The sequence below is a fragment of the Plantactinospora sp. KLBMP9567 genome (assembly GCF_033446045.1).
Classification (GTDB): domain Bacteria; phylum Actinomycetota; class Actinomycetes; order Mycobacteriales; family Micromonosporaceae; genus Plantactinospora.
This window is the reverse complement of the sequence record NZ_JAWQRR010000016.1, coordinates 77964-94485: the sequence shown is the minus strand read 5'-3', so window position 1 is coordinate 94485 and position 16522 is coordinate 77964. Positions and strand designations below refer to the sequence as shown.

15 protein-coding genes are annotated in these 16522 nt (G+C 72.2%); 6 read left to right on the top strand and 9 right to left on the bottom strand.

What is annotated here, in order from left to right; genetic code table 11:
- Window positions 1-144: 144 nt before the first annotated feature.
- The 7 genes from R6Y94_RS11895 to R6Y94_RS11865 all read right to left on the bottom strand — a co-directional run bounded on the left by R6Y94_RS11895 (window position 145) and on the right by R6Y94_RS11865 (window position 7168).
- Window positions 145-504: a DUF1707 domain-containing protein gene (locus tag R6Y94_RS11895; protein ID WP_318395880.1), complete on the bottom strand. Its 360-nt coding sequence runs from the start codon at window positions 502-504 to the stop codon at window positions 145-147.
- Between the two features lie 27 nt (window positions 505-531).
- Window positions 532-1731: an ROK family transcriptional regulator gene (locus R6Y94_RS11890; RefSeq protein ID WP_318395879.1), complete on the bottom strand. Its 1200-nt coding sequence runs from the start codon at window positions 1729-1731 to the stop codon at window positions 532-534.
- Window positions 1732-1738: 7 nt separating this feature from the next.
- Window positions 1739-3004 (bottom strand): ABC transporter permease subunit, encoded by a 1266-nt coding sequence (locus R6Y94_RS11885; RefSeq protein WP_318395878.1) that lies wholly within the window; start codon window positions 3002-3004, stop codon window positions 1739-1741.
- Window positions 3001-3837, bottom strand: a complete 837-nt coding sequence (locus R6Y94_RS11880; protein ID WP_318395877.1) for an ATP-binding cassette domain-containing protein — start codon at window positions 3835-3837, stop codon at window positions 3001-3003. Before R6Y94_RS11880 ends, R6Y94_RS11885 begins: the two co-directional genes overlap by 4 nt.
- 167 nt (window positions 3838-4004) lie before the next feature.
- A complete protein-coding gene (locus R6Y94_RS11875; RefSeq protein WP_318395876.1) occupies window positions 4005-5096 on the bottom strand; it encodes a sugar ABC transporter substrate-binding protein in 1092 nt (363 codons plus the stop codon).
- 358 nt (window positions 5097-5454) lie between these two features.
- On the bottom strand, window positions 5455-5934 hold the full coding sequence (gene ybaK / locus R6Y94_RS11870) for a Cys-tRNA(Pro) deacylase (RefSeq protein WP_318395875.1): 480 nt from the start codon (window positions 5932-5934) through the stop codon (window positions 5455-5457).
- A gap of 10 nt (window positions 5935-5944) precedes the next feature.
- Entirely contained in the window at window positions 5945-7168 is a 1224-nt protein-coding gene (locus R6Y94_RS11865; RefSeq protein WP_318395874.1) for a THUMP-like domain-containing protein, read from the bottom strand.
- Window positions 7169-7417: 249 nt separating this feature from the next.
- On the opposite strand from R6Y94_RS11865, the gene groES reads away from it, so the two are divergent.
- The 3 genes from groES to R6Y94_RS11850 all read left to right on the top strand — a co-directional run bounded on the left by groES (window position 7418) and on the right by R6Y94_RS11850 (window position 11297).
- Entirely contained in the window at window positions 7418-7732 is a 315-nt protein-coding gene (gene groES, locus R6Y94_RS11860; protein ID WP_199187625.1) for a co-chaperone GroES, read from the top strand.
- Window positions 7733-7812: 80 nt separating this feature from the next.
- Window positions 7813-9459: a chaperonin GroEL gene (groL, locus tag R6Y94_RS11855; protein WP_318395873.1), complete on the top strand. Its 1647-nt coding sequence runs from the start codon at window positions 7813-7815 to the stop codon at window positions 9457-9459.
- A 203-nt stretch (window positions 9460-9662) separates the two neighbouring features.
- Window positions 9663-11297 carry a molybdopterin-dependent oxidoreductase gene (locus R6Y94_RS11850; RefSeq protein WP_318395872.1) on the top strand — a complete coding sequence of 545 codons (1635 nt, stop codon included), beginning with the start codon at window positions 9663-9665 and terminating at the stop codon, window positions 11295-11297.
- A gap of 49 nt (window positions 11298-11346) precedes the next feature.
- On the opposite strand, the gene R6Y94_RS11845 is transcribed toward R6Y94_RS11850, so the two are convergent.
- Window positions 11347-11727 (bottom strand): WhiB family transcriptional regulator, encoded by a 381-nt coding sequence (locus R6Y94_RS11845; protein ID WP_318395871.1) that lies wholly within the window; start codon window positions 11725-11727, stop codon window positions 11347-11349.
- A 256-nt stretch (window positions 11728-11983) separates the two neighbouring features.
- Here R6Y94_RS11845 and R6Y94_RS11835 point away from each other — a divergent pair, with 256 nt between their 5' ends.
- Window positions 11984-13039 (top strand): helix-turn-helix domain-containing protein, encoded by a 1056-nt coding sequence (locus tag R6Y94_RS11835; protein WP_412102742.1) that lies wholly within the window; start codon window positions 11984-11986, stop codon window positions 13037-13039.
- A gap of 54 nt (window positions 13040-13093) precedes the next feature.
- On the opposite strand, the gene R6Y94_RS11830 is transcribed toward R6Y94_RS11835, so the two are convergent.
- A complete protein-coding gene (locus R6Y94_RS11830) occupies window positions 13094-13513 on the bottom strand; it encodes a DUF5319 domain-containing protein (RefSeq protein ID WP_318395870.1) in 420 nt (139 codons plus the stop codon).
- A 277-nt stretch (window positions 13514-13790) separates the two neighbouring features.
- Here R6Y94_RS11830 and guaB point away from each other — a divergent pair, with 277 nt between their 5' ends.
- Window positions 13791-15353, top strand: coding sequence for an IMP dehydrogenase (guaB, locus tag R6Y94_RS11825; protein ID WP_412102741.1), 1563 nt, complete (start codon window positions 13791-13793; stop codon window positions 15351-15353).
- Window positions 15354-15402: 49 nt separating this feature from the next.
- Window positions 15403-16521: a GuaB3 family IMP dehydrogenase-related protein gene (locus R6Y94_RS11820; RefSeq protein WP_318395869.1), complete on the top strand. Its 1119-nt coding sequence runs from the start codon at window positions 15403-15405 to the stop codon at window positions 16519-16521.
- Window position 16522 lies beyond the last annotated feature (1 nt).

The following is a 16522-nucleotide window of genomic DNA, read 5'->3' as shown; positions in this document are numbered from 1 at the left end:
AGCCTTCTCCAATGACCGAACCAAGTTGACAAACCCGAACCAACCGGGGCTATCCAAGGGTGCATCATCGATCACCGCGACCGCATGTGTGAAAGAACGCCTTCGGTGGGCCGGCCGGCGGTACGAAACGCCACGTCGTGCCGCTTAACCGGACAAAGCGCCGGCACTGGCCGAGGTGGCGGTGCCGATCGGGCCGGCGTTCAATCCGCGGGTGACCGCCATGAAGACCACCAGCAGGAGCAGGGTGGCGACGGCGACGGCGAAGACGATCAGCAGCTCCCGCCGGGCACCGGTGCTGCCGCCCCCGGCCGGCTCGGTGTCGGCCGGGGCCGCCGGCAGGTCCCGGGTGACGGTGGCCAGCTCCCCGAGGGTACGCGCGGTGTAGACCGCGCCGACCCGCTCGGAGAACTCGTCCAGGCTCAACCGGCCCTGCTCGGTGTGCCGTTGCAGGTCGGCGACCACCCGTTGCCGATCCGAGTCGGAGGCCCGCAGTTGCCCGTCCACGTCGGACAGCGTACGCCCGGTGCCCGGTCAGCCCGCGTCGAGCGGGTCGGCGAGCAGGTGCTCGAAGGCCAGCTCGGCGGCGCCGACCAGCGCGGCGTCCTCGCCCAACTGCGGGGTACGCAGTCGCACCTGCTCGCGCGGGGTGGGCAGGGCCAGCGAGTTGAGCCGGCTGCGCACCCGGGCTGCCGCCGCGAGGTAGACGTCCCGGAGGGTGCCGCCGAAGATGACCACTCCGGGGTTGAAGATGTTGACCAGGTTCGCCACGCCGAACCCGAGCCAGTCGCCGACCTGCCGGACCGCCGCCTGCGCGTTCGCGTCACCCCGGGCGGCCGCGTCGACCACCCGCAGGGCGGCCTCCCGGCCCACGGCGTCGTCCCGGCCGGCCGCCTGGAGCAGGGCGTACTCGCCGATCTCGGTCTCCCAGCAGCCGTACGAGCCGCAGCCGCACGGGCTTCCGCCGGGGTTCACCACCATGTGGCCGACCTCCCCGGCGTAGCCGCCCTGCCCGGTCAGCCGCCGGCCGCCGACGATGATCCCGGCATCGATGCCGACGTCCCGGTGCAGGTAGATGACGTCGTCGTAGCCGTTGGCCGCGCCCCGGGCGTGCTCGGCGACCGCGCTCGCGTCGGCGGCGTTGCTGACCAGCACCGGGCGCTCCTGCGGCAGCAGTTCACCGAGCGCGTCGGCCAGCGGCTTGTCGAGCTCGCCGCCGCCGACCCAGCCGGCGCTCTCCGCCCGGACGTGCACCGCGCCGTCCGGGCGGCGCAACCGGCCGCAGACCGCCACGCCGCTGCCGACGTAGACCGAGCCCGCCGGTACCGCCTGGTGCATCTCCTTCACGAAGCCGGCCAGCAGCGGCAGGCTCTCCACCGCCGACAGCCCGGGGGGCCGCTCGGCCTGCCGGCGGTCCAGCACCACTCCGCCGAGCCCGATCCGGGCGGCCCGCAGCCGGTCCACCTCGATGCTGTACGCGTACGCGAAGACCCGCCCCGACTCGGGCCGGACGACCAGTGACGGCCGTCCGGCCCGCCCGGTCTCCCGGGGCGCCCGTTCGCTGACCAGGCCGGCCGCGGCCAGTTCGGCGGTGAGCGCGCCGATGGTGCTCCGGTTCAGCCCGAGCGAGGTGGTCAGTTCCGCCCGCGAGGTGGCTCCGTGGATGTGGACGTAACGCAGCAGCGCGCCGAGATTCTGCCGGCGAATCTCCTCCTGGCTCGGCCCTGCGCGCATCGTGCCCCTATCGATTACCGGTCGAGGCGGCCCGGCGTCGGGAGAGTGCGTCCACACTGGCCGCCAGCAGCAGCACCAGTCCGGTCACCACGAAGGTGAAGCCGGAACTGCGGCCGAGCAGCCCCATCCCGTTGTCGATGACCGCGATCACCGCGCCGCCGAGCACGGCGTCCACGATCCGGCCCTTGCCGCCGAAGAGGCTGGTGCCGCCGATCACCGCCGCGCCGACCGCGTAGAGCAGGACCTTACTGCCCCCGGTGTTGGCGTCGACCGAGGTGGCCCGGCTGGCCGCCACGATCCCGCCGATCGCCGCCATCGTGGAGCAGATCACGAAGACCGAGATCCGGATCCGGTCCACGTTGATGCCGGCCCGCCGCGCCGCCTCCCGGTTGCCGCCGACCGCGTAGACGTGCCGGCCGTACGCGGTGCGTTGCAGTACGAAGGTGAGCACGACCAGCAGGATCGCGATGATCGGCACCACGATCGGTACGCCCTTGAGCGAGACCAGCACGTTACGGCTGCGTTCCAGGTTCAGCAGGTACACCGCCGCGCCGGCGAGCACCGCCAGCGAGCCGATCCGGATCAGCACCACGGCGAGCGGTGCGGTGACCAGCCCGAGCGCGCCGCGGTTGCGGTGCCGCAGCAGTTGCACGACCGCGTAGCCGGCGACGCCGAGCAGGGCCAGCGCCCAGCCGAGCCACGGCGGCATGTTCCGGTTGGCGATCGCCACCAGCACCTCGTCGCGGATCGAGACGTTGGTGCCACCCTTGATCAGCAGCAGCACGATGCCCTGGAAAGCGAGGAACGCGGCCAGGGTGACCACGAAGGACGGGATGCCGACCTTGGCCACCAGGAAACCGATGACCAGCCCGATCACCACTCCGGTGACGAGCGCGGCGGCGACCGCGACGTACCAGGGATAGCCCTGCAGGGTGACCAACTGGGCGAGTACCGCGGCGCAGACCCCACTGGCGAACCCGGCGGAGAGGTCGATCTCGCCGAGCAGCAGGACGAAGACCAGCCCCATCGCGATCAGCATCACCGCCGCGCCCTGGGTGAACAGGTTGGCGAAGTTCCCCTCGGTCATGAAGTTGGGGCGCAGCGCGGCGAAGACGGCGCAGAGCACGATCAGGCCGAGTACCGCCGGCAGCGCGCCCATGTCGCCGCCGCGTACCCGGGCCAGATAGTCCCGGACGTGGCTGCCGACCGTGGGCGCCGGCGCGGCCGGCACCTCGACCGGCGGCACCACGGTGGTGGGAGGGGCGGCGCTCATCTGTCGGCTCCTGCGCTCGTGGTCTCGGTGCTGGGTGGGGTGTCGTGTTTGCCGTGGCCGTTACCGCTGCCGTTCTCGCCGGTCAGCCCGAGGCCGCCGCTGCGCCCGGCGGTGATCAGCTCGACCACCTGGGCGTGCGTGACGTCGCTGGTCCGCAGCTGCGCCACCATCTGGCCGAGGTAGAGCATGGCGATCTGGTCGGAGACGGCGAAGACATCGTTCATGTTGTGCGAGATGAGCACCACGGCGAGTCCGTTGTCGGCCAGCCGGCGGACCAGTTCGAGCACCTGGGCGGTCTGCGCCACACCGAGCGCGGCGGTCGGCTCGTCGAGGATGACGAGTCGGCTGTTCCAGAGCACGGCCTTGGCGATCGCCACGGTCTGCCGCTGCCCGCCGGAGAGGCTGGAGACGTGCTGCCGCAGCGACTTCACGGTCCGGACGGAGAGCCCGGCCAACGTCTCGGCGGCCATCTGTTCCATGGTCGGCTCGTCCAGGACGAGGCCGCTGCGCTTCTCCCGGCCGAGGAACATGTTCTGCACGATGTCGAGGTTGTCGCAGAGCGCGAGGTCCTGGTAGACGACCTCGATGCCGAGGGCGGCGGCGTCCCGGGGGTTGTGGATGTGCACCGGTCGGCCCTCGAACAGGATCTCGCCGCCGTCGGCCGAGTAGATGCCGGCGACGCACTTGACGAGGGTGGACTTGCCGGCGCCGTTGTCGCCGACGAGCGCGGTCACCTCGCCGGGATTGACCGAGAGGTTGACGTCGCGGAGGACCTGGACGGGACCGAAGCTCTTGTCGATCCCGCGAAGTTCCAGCAGGGGTGTCGCGGACACGGGTTGGTCTCCTTTACGCGGGTGTCCGGTGGCGGGTACCGATCGCGGGGTGTCCGATCACGGGTCCGGTCCAGTCTCTCTGGTGGCGAGCACGCCGCCCGGTACGGATGGTTCCGTACCGGGCGGCGTCTCGGCGGGGCCTGTCGAGCCCGATGCCGTGCTCCAGGTCAGCTAATGCCGGCCTCGGTGCAGGCGGCGGCGAAGGCACCGGTGCAGAGCTCTTCCTTGCTGACGTAGCCGTCGGTGACGACGTCCTTCACGTTCTCCTTGTAGATGGCCTTCGGCTCCAGCAGCACCGCCGGCACGTCCCGGTTGCCCTCCGGGTCCTTCACCGTGGTGGGTGCGGCCTTCTTCTCGCCCTTGGCCAGCGCGATCGCCAGCTCCGCAGCCGCGTCTGCCTCCTTCTTGACCGCCTTGTAGACGGTCATGCACTGGTCACCGGCGAGGATGTTCTGCAGGCCCTGCACGCTGGCGTCCTGGCCGGTCACCGGGACCTTGCCGTTGAGCTTGTTCCGCTTCAGCACGGAGATGACCGCGTTGCCCAGCCCGTCGTTCGCGGCCAGCACGCCGTCGATCTTGCCGTTCTGCTGGGTCATCATCTGCTCGAAGATGGTGCCGGCCTGGGCGTTGTCCCAGGCGGGCACCCACTGGTCCGGGCCCTTGACGTACTCGCCGGAGTCGTACTTGGGCTTGAGTACGCCGTCGTAGCCGTTCTTGAACAGCGTGGCGTTGTTGTCGGTCTCCGAGCCGTTCAGCTCGGCGATGACCGGCTTCTGGGCGCCCTTGTCGGTCAGGCACTTGACCAGACCCTCGCCCTGGAGCTTGCCGACGCCCTCGTTGTCGAAGCTGACGTAGTATTCGGCCGAGCCGCCCAGGGTCAGCCGGTCGTAGTCGATGGTGAGCACGCCCTGGCTCTTGGCCTTGTCCAGCACCGCCTTGCCGGTGCCGGAGTCCAGGTTGACGATCATCAGGACGTTGACGCCCTCGGTCATCATCTGGTCGGCGAGGGTCTGGAACTGCGCCTTGTCGCCCTGGGCGTTCTGGATGGTGTGCTTGACGCCGGCGGCGTTGAACGCCGCTTCCAGGTACTTGCGGTCCGCGGTCTCCCAGCGGACCGAGGAGGCGCTGTCCGGGAGGATGACGCCGATCATCGGCTCGGCGGTGCTGCCACCTTCGCCGCCGGAATCGTCGCCGCACGCGGCGAGGCCGCCCGTGGCCAGCAGGCCCACGGCAGCGATGGTGAGGATCCCTCTGCGCATTGCACGGGTCCTTTCGGGGTGGGTGTGGTGTCTCGGGTCGGAGCGGTGGTACGCCCGAGCGGGTCGCCGTGCTGCCCGGTGGCCTCCCCCCGTTGGGCTGCCTCGCCAGCGGCTCCACCGGTCGCGCTCCGGCAGAGTCTCTGGTGGGCTGCGGCGACCGCCCGCCTCACTTTTGTTGTGTCCGGCAACGTATTGCGCGAGGGCTGTTCGGGGCAAGGTCGTCGAGGTCACGAGTTTGTTGTTGCGGATAACAATTCGGCAACGTGACGGACATCCCGGCATTGGCCAGCGGCGATACGCCGGAAATGATCGTTCGTGGCGGCTGGCTCGCCGGACACCCGGCGCGGCCCGGCCGGGATCAGGGCGCGGCGACCGGTGCCGTGGTGGCGGAGGTGAGCCGGATCAGGTCGGCCGGGGCGAGTTCGAGTTGCAGCCCGCGGCGGCCCGCCGAGACGTAGATGGTGGGGAAGCGCTCGGCCGAGGCGTCGACCACGGTGGGCAGCGCCTTGCGCTGACCCAGCGGACTGATCCCGCCCCGGACGTAGCCGGTGGTCCGCTCGGCCAGCGTCCGGTCGGCCAGCGACGCCCGCTTGCCGCCGACCGCCGTCGCCAGCGTCTTGAGGTCGAGTTCGCCGGTGACCGGTACCACCGCCACGGTCAGCACCCCGTCGACGCTGGCGACCAGCGACTTGAAGACCCGCTCCGGCGGTACGCCCAGCGCCGCCGCCACCTCGGCGCCGTAGTTCGGGGTGTCCGGCGCGACCTGGTACGGGTGCAGGGTGTGCGGGACCCGCTGCCGTGCCAGCAGCGCGGTCGCCGGGGTGCCCCTGCCCGCCATGATCCGCACCCTACCCGGTCGAGGCGGCCGGTTCCGGGGCCGGCACCGGACGGCAGAGCAGCACCGTGGGGGCGTCGGCGACCCGGGTCAGCACCAGGCTGATCGGTTCACTGCCGGCCAGCCGCAGGTCGCGGCGGAGCCGCTCCGGTTCCAGCGCGGAACCCCGCTTCAGGATCTCCGCCCGCCCGACGTCGAGGTCCCGCAGCCGGGCGCGCAGCCGCTTCAGCGAGAAGGGCAGCGACTCGACCACCTCCAGGCAGCGGGCGTACGGGGTGGGTCGGGCGGCGTCGGCGTAGACGTACGCGATCTCGGGGTCGGCGAGCGTGCCGCCGACCGTACCGGCGAACTCGGCGACCAGGTGCGCGCGGACCACCGCCGGGTCCGGGTCGTAGAGGTAGCGCCGGACCGGGCCGACCGGGGCCCGCCGGGTGCCGTCGCCGGTCAGTTCGTGCACCGCCGTACCGGCCAGCAGGGTGGCCCGGCGGGGCGCGGCGGCGAGCGGGCCGGACCAGACGGTCGCCTCGACCAGGTCGCCGTCGACGCTGACCCACTCGCCCTCGGCATCCGCCGGCAGCAGCCGGTGGTCGATCCCGGGTGCGACCTTGAAGACCGTCCGGGGGACCCGGCCGGCCAGGCCGAGCAGAAAGTCCCAGGGTGGGGAGTAGGCGGCCGGGTCGAAGATCCGCCGGCCGGTACCGGCCGTCCGCCGCGCCGGATCGCAGAACACCGCGTCGACCGGCTCGTCGACGGCGGTGAGGTCGAACCGGGTCGCGTCGCCGACGGTCACGGTGAACCGGTCGGCCACCCCGGCCGCTCCGGCGTTCGCGGCGGCCATCGCCGCGGTGACCGGATCGGCCTCCACGCCGTACACCCGGATGCCGGCCCGGGCGGCGGCGAGCGCGTCGGCGCCGAGGCCGCAGCCGAGATCGACCAGGGTGCGTACCCCGGCGGCGCGCAGCCGGGCGGCCCGGCGCGCCGCGACCCCGGGCCGGGTGGCCTGTTCCAGCCCGGCCCGGGTGAAGAACATCCCGGCCGCCTTCGGGCCGAACTTGGCGGTCGCCCGGCGCCGCAGCTCGGCCTGGGTCAGCGCGGTGGCGGCCAGCCCGGCGGGCACCCCGGCCGAGCGCAGCGCGGCCGCCGCGGCCAGCGGGTCGCCGCCGGCCAGCCCCACGGCGGTGACCAGCGCGGTTTCCCCCTCCGGGGTACGCAGCGCGGCGAACTGCTCGGCATCCACCGGAGCATTGTGCCGGCCAGAGTCACCGAAGGGCGTGTCGGGTTGGCACTCTCCTTGACGGAGTGCTAGCCGTCGGCATAACCTGCGGTTAGCACTCTCAAACCGAGGGTGCCAGCTTTCGGGCCGTTGTCCGGGAGCTGAACGCCAGGCGGACCGGCACCCGCGACGACGGACCCGCCCGGTGGCATGTGGCAGATTGACGCTGGTCGGCTCGCCGGCCGGTACAGAAACCAAGTACCCCAGGAGGGTATGCCCGTGACTACCGCGACCAAGGTTGCGATCAAGCCGCTCGAGGACCGGATCCTGGTCCAGGCGAACGAGGCTGAGACGACCACGGCGTCGGGCATCGTGATTCCCGACACCGCCAAGGAGAAGCCGCAGGAGGGCACCGTCCTCGCTGTCGGCCCCGGCCGTTTCGACGACGACGGCAACCGGATCCCGGTTGACGTCAAGGTCGGCGACACGGTCATCTACTCGAAGTACGGCGGCACCGAGGTCAAGTACGCCGGCGAGGAGTACCTGGTGCTCTCCGCCCGCGACGTCCTCGCCGTCATCGAGAAGTGATCTGACTGATCCACTGACGCTGCCCCGGACCGGCCCCGCCGGGCCGGGGCAGCGCTGCGTGAAGGGACCCTGTTAACACAATGGCGAAGATTCTGAGCTTCTCGGATGACGCCCGGCACCTGCTGGAGCACGGTGTCAACACGCTCGCGGACACGGTCAAGGTCACTCTCGGCCCGCGTGGGCGCAACGTCGTCCTGGACAAGAAGTTCGGTGCTCCGACGATCACCAACGACGGCGTGACCATCGCCAAGGAGATCGAGCTCACCAACCCGTACGAGAACCTCGGCGCGCAGCTGGTCAAGGAGGTGGCGACCAAGACCAACGACGTCGCCGGCGACGGGACCACCACCGCCACCGTGCTGGCCCAGGCGATGGTCCGGGAGGGCCTGCGTAACGTCGCGGCCGGTGCCGGCCCGGCCGGGCTGAAGCGCGGTATCGACCTGGCGGCCGAGAAGATCTCCTCGGCGCTGCTGGAGAAGGCCGTCGAGGTGGGCAGCCGGGAGTCGATCGCGCACGTGGCGACCATCTCGGCCCAGGACGCCACCATCGGCGACCTGATCGCCGAGGCGATGGAGAAGGTCGGCCGGGACGGTGTGATCACCGTCGAGGAGGGCTCGACCCTGGCCACCGAGCTGGAGGTCACCGAGGGCCTCCAGTTCGACAAGGGCTTCATCTCGCCGAACTTCGTCACCGACACCGAGGCGCAGGAGGCGGTGCTCGACGAGCCGTACATCCTGATCACCACCCAGAAGATCTCCTCGATCGAGGAGCTGCTGCCGCTGCTGGAGAAGGTCCTCCAGACCGCGAAGCCGCTGCTGATCATCGCCGAGGACGTGGAGGGGCAGGCGCTCTCCACCCTGGTGGTCAACGCGCTCCGCAAGACCGTCAAGGTCTGCGCGGTGAAGGCGCCCGGCTTCGGTGACCGGCGCAAGGCGATGCTCCAGGACATGGCGATCCTGACCGGCGGCGAGGTGGTGGCTCCCGAGCTGGGCTACAAGCTCGACTCGGTCGGCCTGGAGGTGCTCGGCAGCGCCCGCCGCGTGGTGGTCGACAAGGACAACACCACTGTGATCGACGGCCGGGGCCGGGACAACGACGTCGCCGAGCGGATCACCCAGATCCGCAAGGAGATCGAGGCGTCCGACTCCGACTGGGACCGCGAGAAGCTCCAGGAGCGGCTGGCGAAGCTCTCCGGCGGCATCGCGGTGATCAAGGCCGGTGCGGCGACCGAGGTCGAGATGAAAGAGCGCAAGCACCGCATCGAGGACGCCATCGCCGCGACCAAGGCCGCGGTCGAGGAGGGCACCGTACCGGGCGGCGGCGCCGCGCTGGTGCAGATCGTCTCGGCGCTCGACGGCGACCTGGGCCTGACCGGTGACGAGAAGGTGGGCGTCTCGATCGTCCGCAAGGCGCTGGTCGAGCCGCTGCGGTGGATCGCCCAGAACGCCGGCCACGACGGCTACGTGGTGGTGCAGAAGGTCGCCGAGCAGGGCTGGGGCAACGGCCTCGACGCCGCCACCGGCGAGTACAAGGACCTGGCCAAGGCCGGCATCATCGACCCGGTGAAGGTGACCCGCAATGCGGTCACCAACGCGGCGTCGATCGCCGGGCTGCTGCTGACCACCGAGAGCCTGGTCGTGGAGAAGCCGGAGAAGGCCGAGCCGGCCGCCGCCGGTGGGCACGGCCACGGTCACGGGCACGGCCACCAGCACGGTCCGGGCTTCTGACCGGTCCGGGCCCGGATCGCGTTGATCCGTACCCCGGTCGTGACACCGAGATCCGCGTGAGCGGTCCGGCGTGGGAGTCTCCACGTCCGGCGCCCCGCTCACGCGGATCTTCGTTTCTGCGCCAGAGCGGGCTCGCCGGCACCGGGATTACGAACCCCTGACGTGCCTTTCCCGCTCGGGCCCCGGCCGGCAACACTGGTCGGATGAGGGTGATCCCGGATCTGGGCGGTAACGGACCAGCACCGACCGTCCCGGGCCGGCACGGCGGCCTGCCGCGCCGGTTCGGTGCGCTGGCCGGGTTGGCCGCCGCGGCCGTCGCGGTCGGGGCGGCCGAGGCGGTGGCGGTGCTCACCGGGGCGCGCTCCGCGCCGCTGGTCGCGGTCGGCGGCGTGGTGGTGGACCTGGCGCCCGCACCGCTCAAGCGGTTCGCCGTCGACGTCTTCTACGTGTACGACAAGATCGCACTCCTGGTCGGCACCGCTGTACTGCTGGCCGGGTTCGCCGCACTGGTCGGGCTGGTCGCGGTCCGCTCGCTGCCCCTCGGGTACGCCGGGATCGCCCTCTTCGGCGCGGTCGGCGTACTGGCGGCGCTGACCCGCCCCGGGGCCGGTCCGGTCGCGGTGCTGCCCTCGCTGGTCGGCGCCGTACTCGCGGCCGGCGTGCTCCGGCTCTTCGTCGCCGGCCCGCTCGGCCGAGCCCTGATCGAGCCGGCCGGGGCGACCGGGCCGGTGCCGGCCGGCACGGCGCCCTCCGCTGCCGCGTACCCGGACGAGTACGCCCGGCGGCGGTTCCTGACCGGGGTCGGGCTGGCGGTCGGCGCGGCCGGGGTCGGCGGCTTCGGCGGGCGCTGGCTGTCGACCCGGCGGGGTGTCTCGGCCGCCCGCGCGGCCATCGAGCTGCCGCTACCGGCCAGCCCGGCGGCGCAGGTGCCGCCGAACGCCGAGCTGGCGGTGCCGGGGTTGTCGCCGTACGTCACGCCGAACCGGGACTTCTACCGGATCGACACCGCACTGGTGGTGCCACGGGTGGACCCGGACGGATGGCAGTTGCGGATCCACGGCCGGGTGCGCAACCCGATCACGCTGAGTTATGCCGACCTGCTCGCCCGGCCGATGATCGAACGGCACATCACTCTCGCCTGCGTCTCCAACGAGGTCGGCGGCGACCTGATCGGCAACGCCCGCTGGCTCGGCGTACCGCTCGGGCCGCTGCTCGCCGAGGCGGGACCGTTGCCCGGAGCGGACCAGGTGGTGGCGCGCTCCACCGACGGCTGGACCTGTGGCAGCCCGACCGAGGTGCTCACCGACGGCCGGGACGCGATGCTGGCCGTCGGGATGAACGGCGAACCGCTGCCGATCGAGCACGGCTTTCCGGTCCGGGTGGTGGTGCCCGGCCTGTACGGCTACGTCTCGGCCTGCAAGTGGCTGGTGGAGCTGGAGCTGACCAGTTTCGCCGACTTCGACGCGTACTGGGTGCCCCGGGGCTGGTCGGCGCGGGGGCCGATCAAGACCCAGTCGCGGATCGACATCCCACGAACGGGCCGGACGGTGCCGGCCGGCGAGGTCACCGTCGCCGGGGTGGCCTGGGCGCAGCACGTCGGGATCCGGCAGGTGGAGGTACGCGTCGACGACGGCGACTGGCAGCCGGCCACCCTGGCCGGATCGGTCTCGACCGACACCTGGACGCAGTGGTCCTGGCGATGGCCCGCCACCCCTGGCGAGCACGTCCTCCAGGTGCGCGCGACCGACGCCGACGGGGCGGTGCAGACCGGCCAGTCCCGCCCGGTCGAGCCGGACGGCGCCACCGGCTGGCACACCGTCAGGGTCACCGTGACCTGAGTACCCCCGGTGCGCCGATCACCGGCCCGGACCCCGGTCGTGCGGGGGGTCAGGCCGACCGCTGGGCCGGCACCGTCGACCGGAAGGGCCGGCCGAGCCGAGCCTCCAGCCGGGTGACGTCCACCCGGCTCTGCCGACGGTCGGCGAGATCCTCCCAGCCGACGGCGAGCAGCCGCAGCCGTTCGGACTCGCTGAAGCCACCCCACACCCCGTACGGCTCGCGTACGGCGAGCGCGTGAGCGGCGCACTCGGCACGGACCGGGCAGGCCATGCAGACCGCCTTGGCGCTGGCCTCCCGGCGGTTGCGGGACGAGCCCCGCTCGCCCTCCGGGTGGAAGAACTGGGCGCTGTCCCGGCCCCGGCAGGCGCCAAGCCGCTGCCACTCCCACAGATCGACGATGGGTCCAGGCAGCCTGCGTACGTTCGACATCAGCACCCTCCTTCCGCGCGGCACCGCGATGACCTGCTCCGGGTCGGGATCCGGGCGGCGGGCCGCGCAGGCGCACCGATCCGACCACGGGTCCCGGTACCCCGGGCGCGGACGGCTCACACGTACTTGATCGCGAACTTCTGGCCCCGAACCAGATCCGCGGGACGAATCGTCCAAAAAGTTTGTGGTTCATCCCGGGGAAAGTCATCATGATCACTCACCGGCGTGGTCTCCTCGTTGCGGAGAGGAGAGCATCGTGCGCACCGTTCTTGTCTGCGTCCGGACCCCGCTCGCGGCCCAGAACGTCGCGGCGGCGGCAGCCCGGCTCGGGTTGGCCGCCGCGGTCCGTACCGCGGTGTCCGACCCCGAGGCCATGCTCCGGCTCGCCGAGCGGCCGGCGGACGTGGTGCTCGCGGACACCGCGCTCACCCGCCCGGACAGCGTCGGCTTCACCCGGCGGGTACTGGCCCGGTCGCCCGGGGCGGCGATCCTGCTGCTCGGCGCCGAGGACCCGGGTGTCGCCGCGGCGACCATCGCGGCCGGCGCTCGTGGGCTGATCCAGGGCAGCGACCACGACCTGGTCAGCGTGGTGGCAAAGGCGATCCTGCTGCTCGGCGGCCGGCCCGGTCGGGGCGGTGCCGCGCTGGCCGGCGGCGCGCTGGCCGGCGGCGGTCAGGCGGGTGGCCCGGTCGGTGCCGGCCGGACAGGTGGCCCCGGCGACGCGGGCGGCCAGCCGGCGGCCGGCCAGCGGCTCGGCAGCGTGGTGCGCGCGCCGACCGGACCCGGCCGGGAGGGTTCGGGCGGGGACGCACCGGGCGCCGGTCGTCCGCCGGGGGACGAGTCGGCGGTACGCCGGCGGGACGACCCGGAATCGCACACCGGCGCCGGCGAGACGACCGGAGAACAGCCGACCGGGCCGGCGGTGGTACCGGCGCAGCGTGGGGACGACCCGAACGCGCCGACCGACCCGGCCACGCCGGCCGGTACCGCACCGGGGCAACCGGCGTACCCGTCGGAGAAGGCCGGCCAGGACGGGCCCGGCGGGGGCGGGCCGGGCCAGGAGTCGCGCGGTGCCGACGCCCCGGGCGGAGCCGGACGCTCGGCTCCGGTCCGCCGGCCGGTGCTGACCGAACGCGAGATGCAGGTGCTGGTCGGGATGGCGGACGGGAAGAGCAACGCGGAGATCGGCCGGGAACTCTTCGTCTCCGAGGACACCGTCAAGACCCACGCCCGGCGGTTGTTCCGCAAGCTAGGGGCCCGGGACCGGGCGCACGCCGTGGCGGCCGGGTTCCGGGCCGGCCTGGTGGCCTGACACCCGTCGGCGGGCCGTGGCCCGACGACCTCGGTGACGGGATAGTCCCCCCGCTCAGCGCGGGGCCTCGGCCTCGCCCTCGTTCTCGTCGGCGGTCTCGGTCAGGGTGTCGTGCACCCCGTCGGCGTAGCCGCGGGCGTATTCCCAGGTGACGTAGTGGTCCGGGTCGGGGTCGTAGGCCGGCTCGTGCACCCGGGGCCGGCCGGAGCTGAGCAGGTGCCGCAGGTTGCCCCGGAGCAGGTCCCAGTCGAAGTAGTGCGGTTCCCGGCAGTCCTCACACTCGATCACGAGGCCGCGTACCCCGACCGGACCCAGCAGCGCCTGGTAGATCTCCAGGTCGGCCAGGTCCTCCAGCACGTCCTGTCGCTCGACCTCGCTGAGCGGGTCGAGTTCGGTCTCCTCACCCGGGTCGTCAAGGCCGGCGGAGGGATCGGCGGGGTCACCGTTGAACGGGTCGATCGGCTCCTCGTGCACCCCTCCACCGTAGTCCCAACACCGCCCGGCGTGGTCACCCGTTGTGGCCTGTACCGCCGCTCTACCCGCGCCCGCGACGCCCGCCCCGCCGGATGGGTACGATGAACCATCGCGCCGTACCCGGGGCGAGCCCCGACACCGCCCTGCCGCCGGGCAGCCTGTCCGACCAGCTCAGCGCCGACCGACCCGCGTCGGCGAGGATCGCAGCCGCGTCGGCGGTGATCGTCATCGACCGTCAACCAGAGCACCCGTCAACCACAGCAGCAGGGGACACATCGTGGAGAACCGACCCACCAACGACCTTCCGCTGGCCACCGACGCCGACCAGCTCGCCGGGCACCTGCCCGAACTGCCGGCCGGTTCGGCCCGGGTGGTGCCGCTCGGGTTGACCTTCGACGACGTGCTGCTGCAACCCGGCGAGTCCGAGATCATCCCGAGCCGGGTGAACACCATCACCCGGCTCAGCCGCAACGTCGAGCTCGCCATCCCGCTGGTCTCCAGCCCGATGGACACGGTGACCGAGGCGCGAATGGCGATCGCGATGGCCCGGCAGGGCGGCATCGGGGTGCTGCACCGCAACCTCTCGATCGAGGACCAGGCGCTCCAGGTCGACCTGGTGAAGCGCTCCGAGGCCGGCATGGTCACCAACCCGGTCACCTGCGGGCCGGACGACACCCTCCGGGACGTCGACGCGCTCTGCGGCCGCTACCGGATCTCCGGGGTACCGGTGACCGACGCCCAGGGCACTCTGGTCGGGATCGTGACCAACCGCGACATGCGGTTCGTCACCGACGGCGGCACCCCGGTCCGCCAGATCATGACCCCGATGCCGCTGGTCACCGCGCAGGTCGGGGTCACCAAGGAGGAGGCGCTCGACCTGCTGCGCCGGCACAAGGTCGAGAAGCTGCCGATCGTCGACCCGGACGGGCGGCTGCGCGGCCTGATCACCGTCAAGGACTTCGCCAAGAGCGAGCAGTACCCGCTCGCCAGCAAGGACGACGCCGGCCGGCTGCGGGTGGCCGCCGCCGTCGGTGTCGGCGAGGACGCCTACAAGCGGGCCCGGGCACTGGTCGAGGCCGGGGTGGACGTGCTGATCGTGGACACCGCGCACGGGCACCAGCGGGCCGTGCTCGACATGGTCGGCCGGCTCAAGAAGGACACCGCCGTCGACGTGATCGGCGGCAACGTGGCGACCTACGCGGGGGCCAGGGCGCTGGTCGAGGCGGGTGCCGACGCGGTCAAGGTCGGGGTCGGCCCGGGCGCCATCTGCACCACCCGGATCGTCGCCGGGGTCGGCGTACCGCAAATCACCGCGATCATGGAGGCGGCCCGGGCCGCCCGTCCGGCCGGGGTACCGGTGATCGCCGACGGCGGCATCCAATACTCCGGTGACATCGCGAAGGCGCTGGTGGCCGGTGGCGACACGGTGATGCTCGGCAGCCTGCTGGCCGGCTCCGAGGAGAGCCCCGGCGAGCTGATGTTCATCAACGGCAAGCAGTTCAAGGCGTACCGGGGGATGGGGTCGCTGGGCGCGATGCAGTCGCGTGGGCAGGCCCGGTCGTACTCCAAGGACCGCTACTTCCAGGACGACGTGGCCAGCGAGGAGAAGCTGGTGCCGGAGGGCGTCGAGGGCCAGGTGCCCTACCGTGGCCCGCTGGCCCGGGTCGCCCACCAACTCGTCGGCGGACTGCGGCTGGCGATGGGCTACGTCGGCGCCGAGACCATTCCCGAGCTGCACCGCCGGGGGCAACTCATCCGGATCACCGCCGCCGGGTTGAAGGAGAGCCACCCGCACGACATCCAGATGACGGTCGAGGCACCGAACTACCACACCCGCTGACGGTCACCGCCTCCCCCGCCACCACCCCCTTTCTACTCTGGAGTGACCCATGCGTGACGTGGTCGAGATCGGGCTGGGCAAGACCGCACAGCGCGGCTACCACCTGGACGACATCGCGATCGTGCCGAGCCGGCGTACCCGGGACGTGGACGACGTCTCGACCGCCTGGCAGCTCGACGCGTACCAGTTCGGGATCCCCTGCGTCGGGCACCCGTCGGACGCCACCATGAGCCCGGAGTCGGCGGTCACGCTGGGCCGGCTCGGCGGACTCGGAGTGCTCAACGTCGAGGGGCTGTGGACCCGCTACGAGGACCCGACCAAGGTCCTGGAGGAACTGTCCCGACTGGAGGAGGGCTCGGCTGCCACCCGCCGGCTCCAGGAGGTGTACGCCGAGCCGATCCGTCCCGAGCTGATCGCCGAGCGGGTCCGGCAGATGCGCGAGGGCGGCGGTACGGTCGCCGTCCGGGTCTCCCCGCAGCACACCCTGGCACTCGCCCCGGTGATCCTGGACGCCGGAGTGGACATCCTGGTCATCCAGGGCACCATCGTCTCGGCCGAGCACGTCTCCACCACCGACGAGCCGTTGAACCTCAAGGAGTTCATCGCCGACCTCGACCTGCCGGTCGTCGCCGGTGGCTGCACCGACTACAAGACCGCCCTGCACCTGATGCGGACCGGGGCGGCCGGGGTGATCGTCGGGCTCGGCGGCGACGAGTGGTCGACCACCGAGTCGGTACTCGGGATCCGGGTGCCGATGGCCACCGCGATCGCCGACGCGGCGGCGGCCCGCCGGGACTACCTCGACGAGACCGGCGGCCGGTACGTGCACCTGATCGCCGACGGCGACCTCCAGACCTCCGGCGACATCGCCAAGGCGCTCGGCTGCGGCGCCGACGCGGTGATGCTCGGCGAGCCGCTCTCGCTCTGCGCCGAGGCGCCGGCCGGCGGTGCCTGGTGGCACCCGGCGGCCAGCCACCCGAAGCTGCCGCGCGGTGCCTACGGGGTGGCCGACGAGCCGCTCGGCTCGATGGAGAAGCTGCTCTACGGGCCGTCGGACGACCCTGAGGGCCAACTCAACCTGTTCGGCGGGCTGCGCCGGGCGATGGCCAAGTGCGGCTACCGGGACCTGAAGGAGTTCCAGAAGGTCGGGCTCGTCCTCGACCGGTAGT

Excerpts from the sequence above, each read along its gene's own strand:
- groL (WP_318395873.1), top strand. The coding sequence starts at position 7,813 with ATGGCGAAGATTCTGAGCTTCTCGGATGACGCCCGGCACCTGCTGGAG.
- R6Y94_RS11820 (WP_318395869.1), top strand. The coding sequence starts at position 15,403 with ATGCGTGACGTGGTCGAGATCGGGCTGGGCAAGACCGCACAGCGCGGC.
- R6Y94_RS11890 (WP_318395879.1), bottom strand. The coding sequence starts at position 1,731 with ATGCGCGCAGGGCCGAGCCAGGAGGAGATTCGCCGGCAGAATCTCGGC.
- groES (WP_199187625.1), top strand. The coding sequence starts at position 7,418 with ATGCCCGTGACTACCGCGACCAAGGTTGCGATCAAGCCGCTCGAGGAC.
- R6Y94_RS11875 (WP_318395876.1), bottom strand. The coding sequence starts at position 5,096 with ATGCGCAGAGGGATCCTCACCATCGCTGCCGTGGGCCTGCTGGCCACG.
- R6Y94_RS11850 (WP_318395872.1), top strand. The coding sequence starts at position 9,663 with ATGAGGGTGATCCCGGATCTGGGCGGTAACGGACCAGCACCGACCGTC.
- R6Y94_RS11885 (WP_318395878.1), bottom strand. The coding sequence starts at position 3,004 with ATGAGCGCCGCCCCTCCCACCACCGTGGTGCCGCCGGTCGAGGTGCCG.
- R6Y94_RS11845 (WP_318395871.1), bottom strand. The coding sequence starts at position 11,727 with ATGTCGAACGTACGCAGGCTGCCTGGACCCATCGTCGATCTGTGGGAG.
- ybaK (WP_318395875.1), bottom strand. The coding sequence starts at position 5,934 with ATGGCGGGCAGGGGCACCCCGGCGACCGCGCTGCTGGCACGGCAGCGG.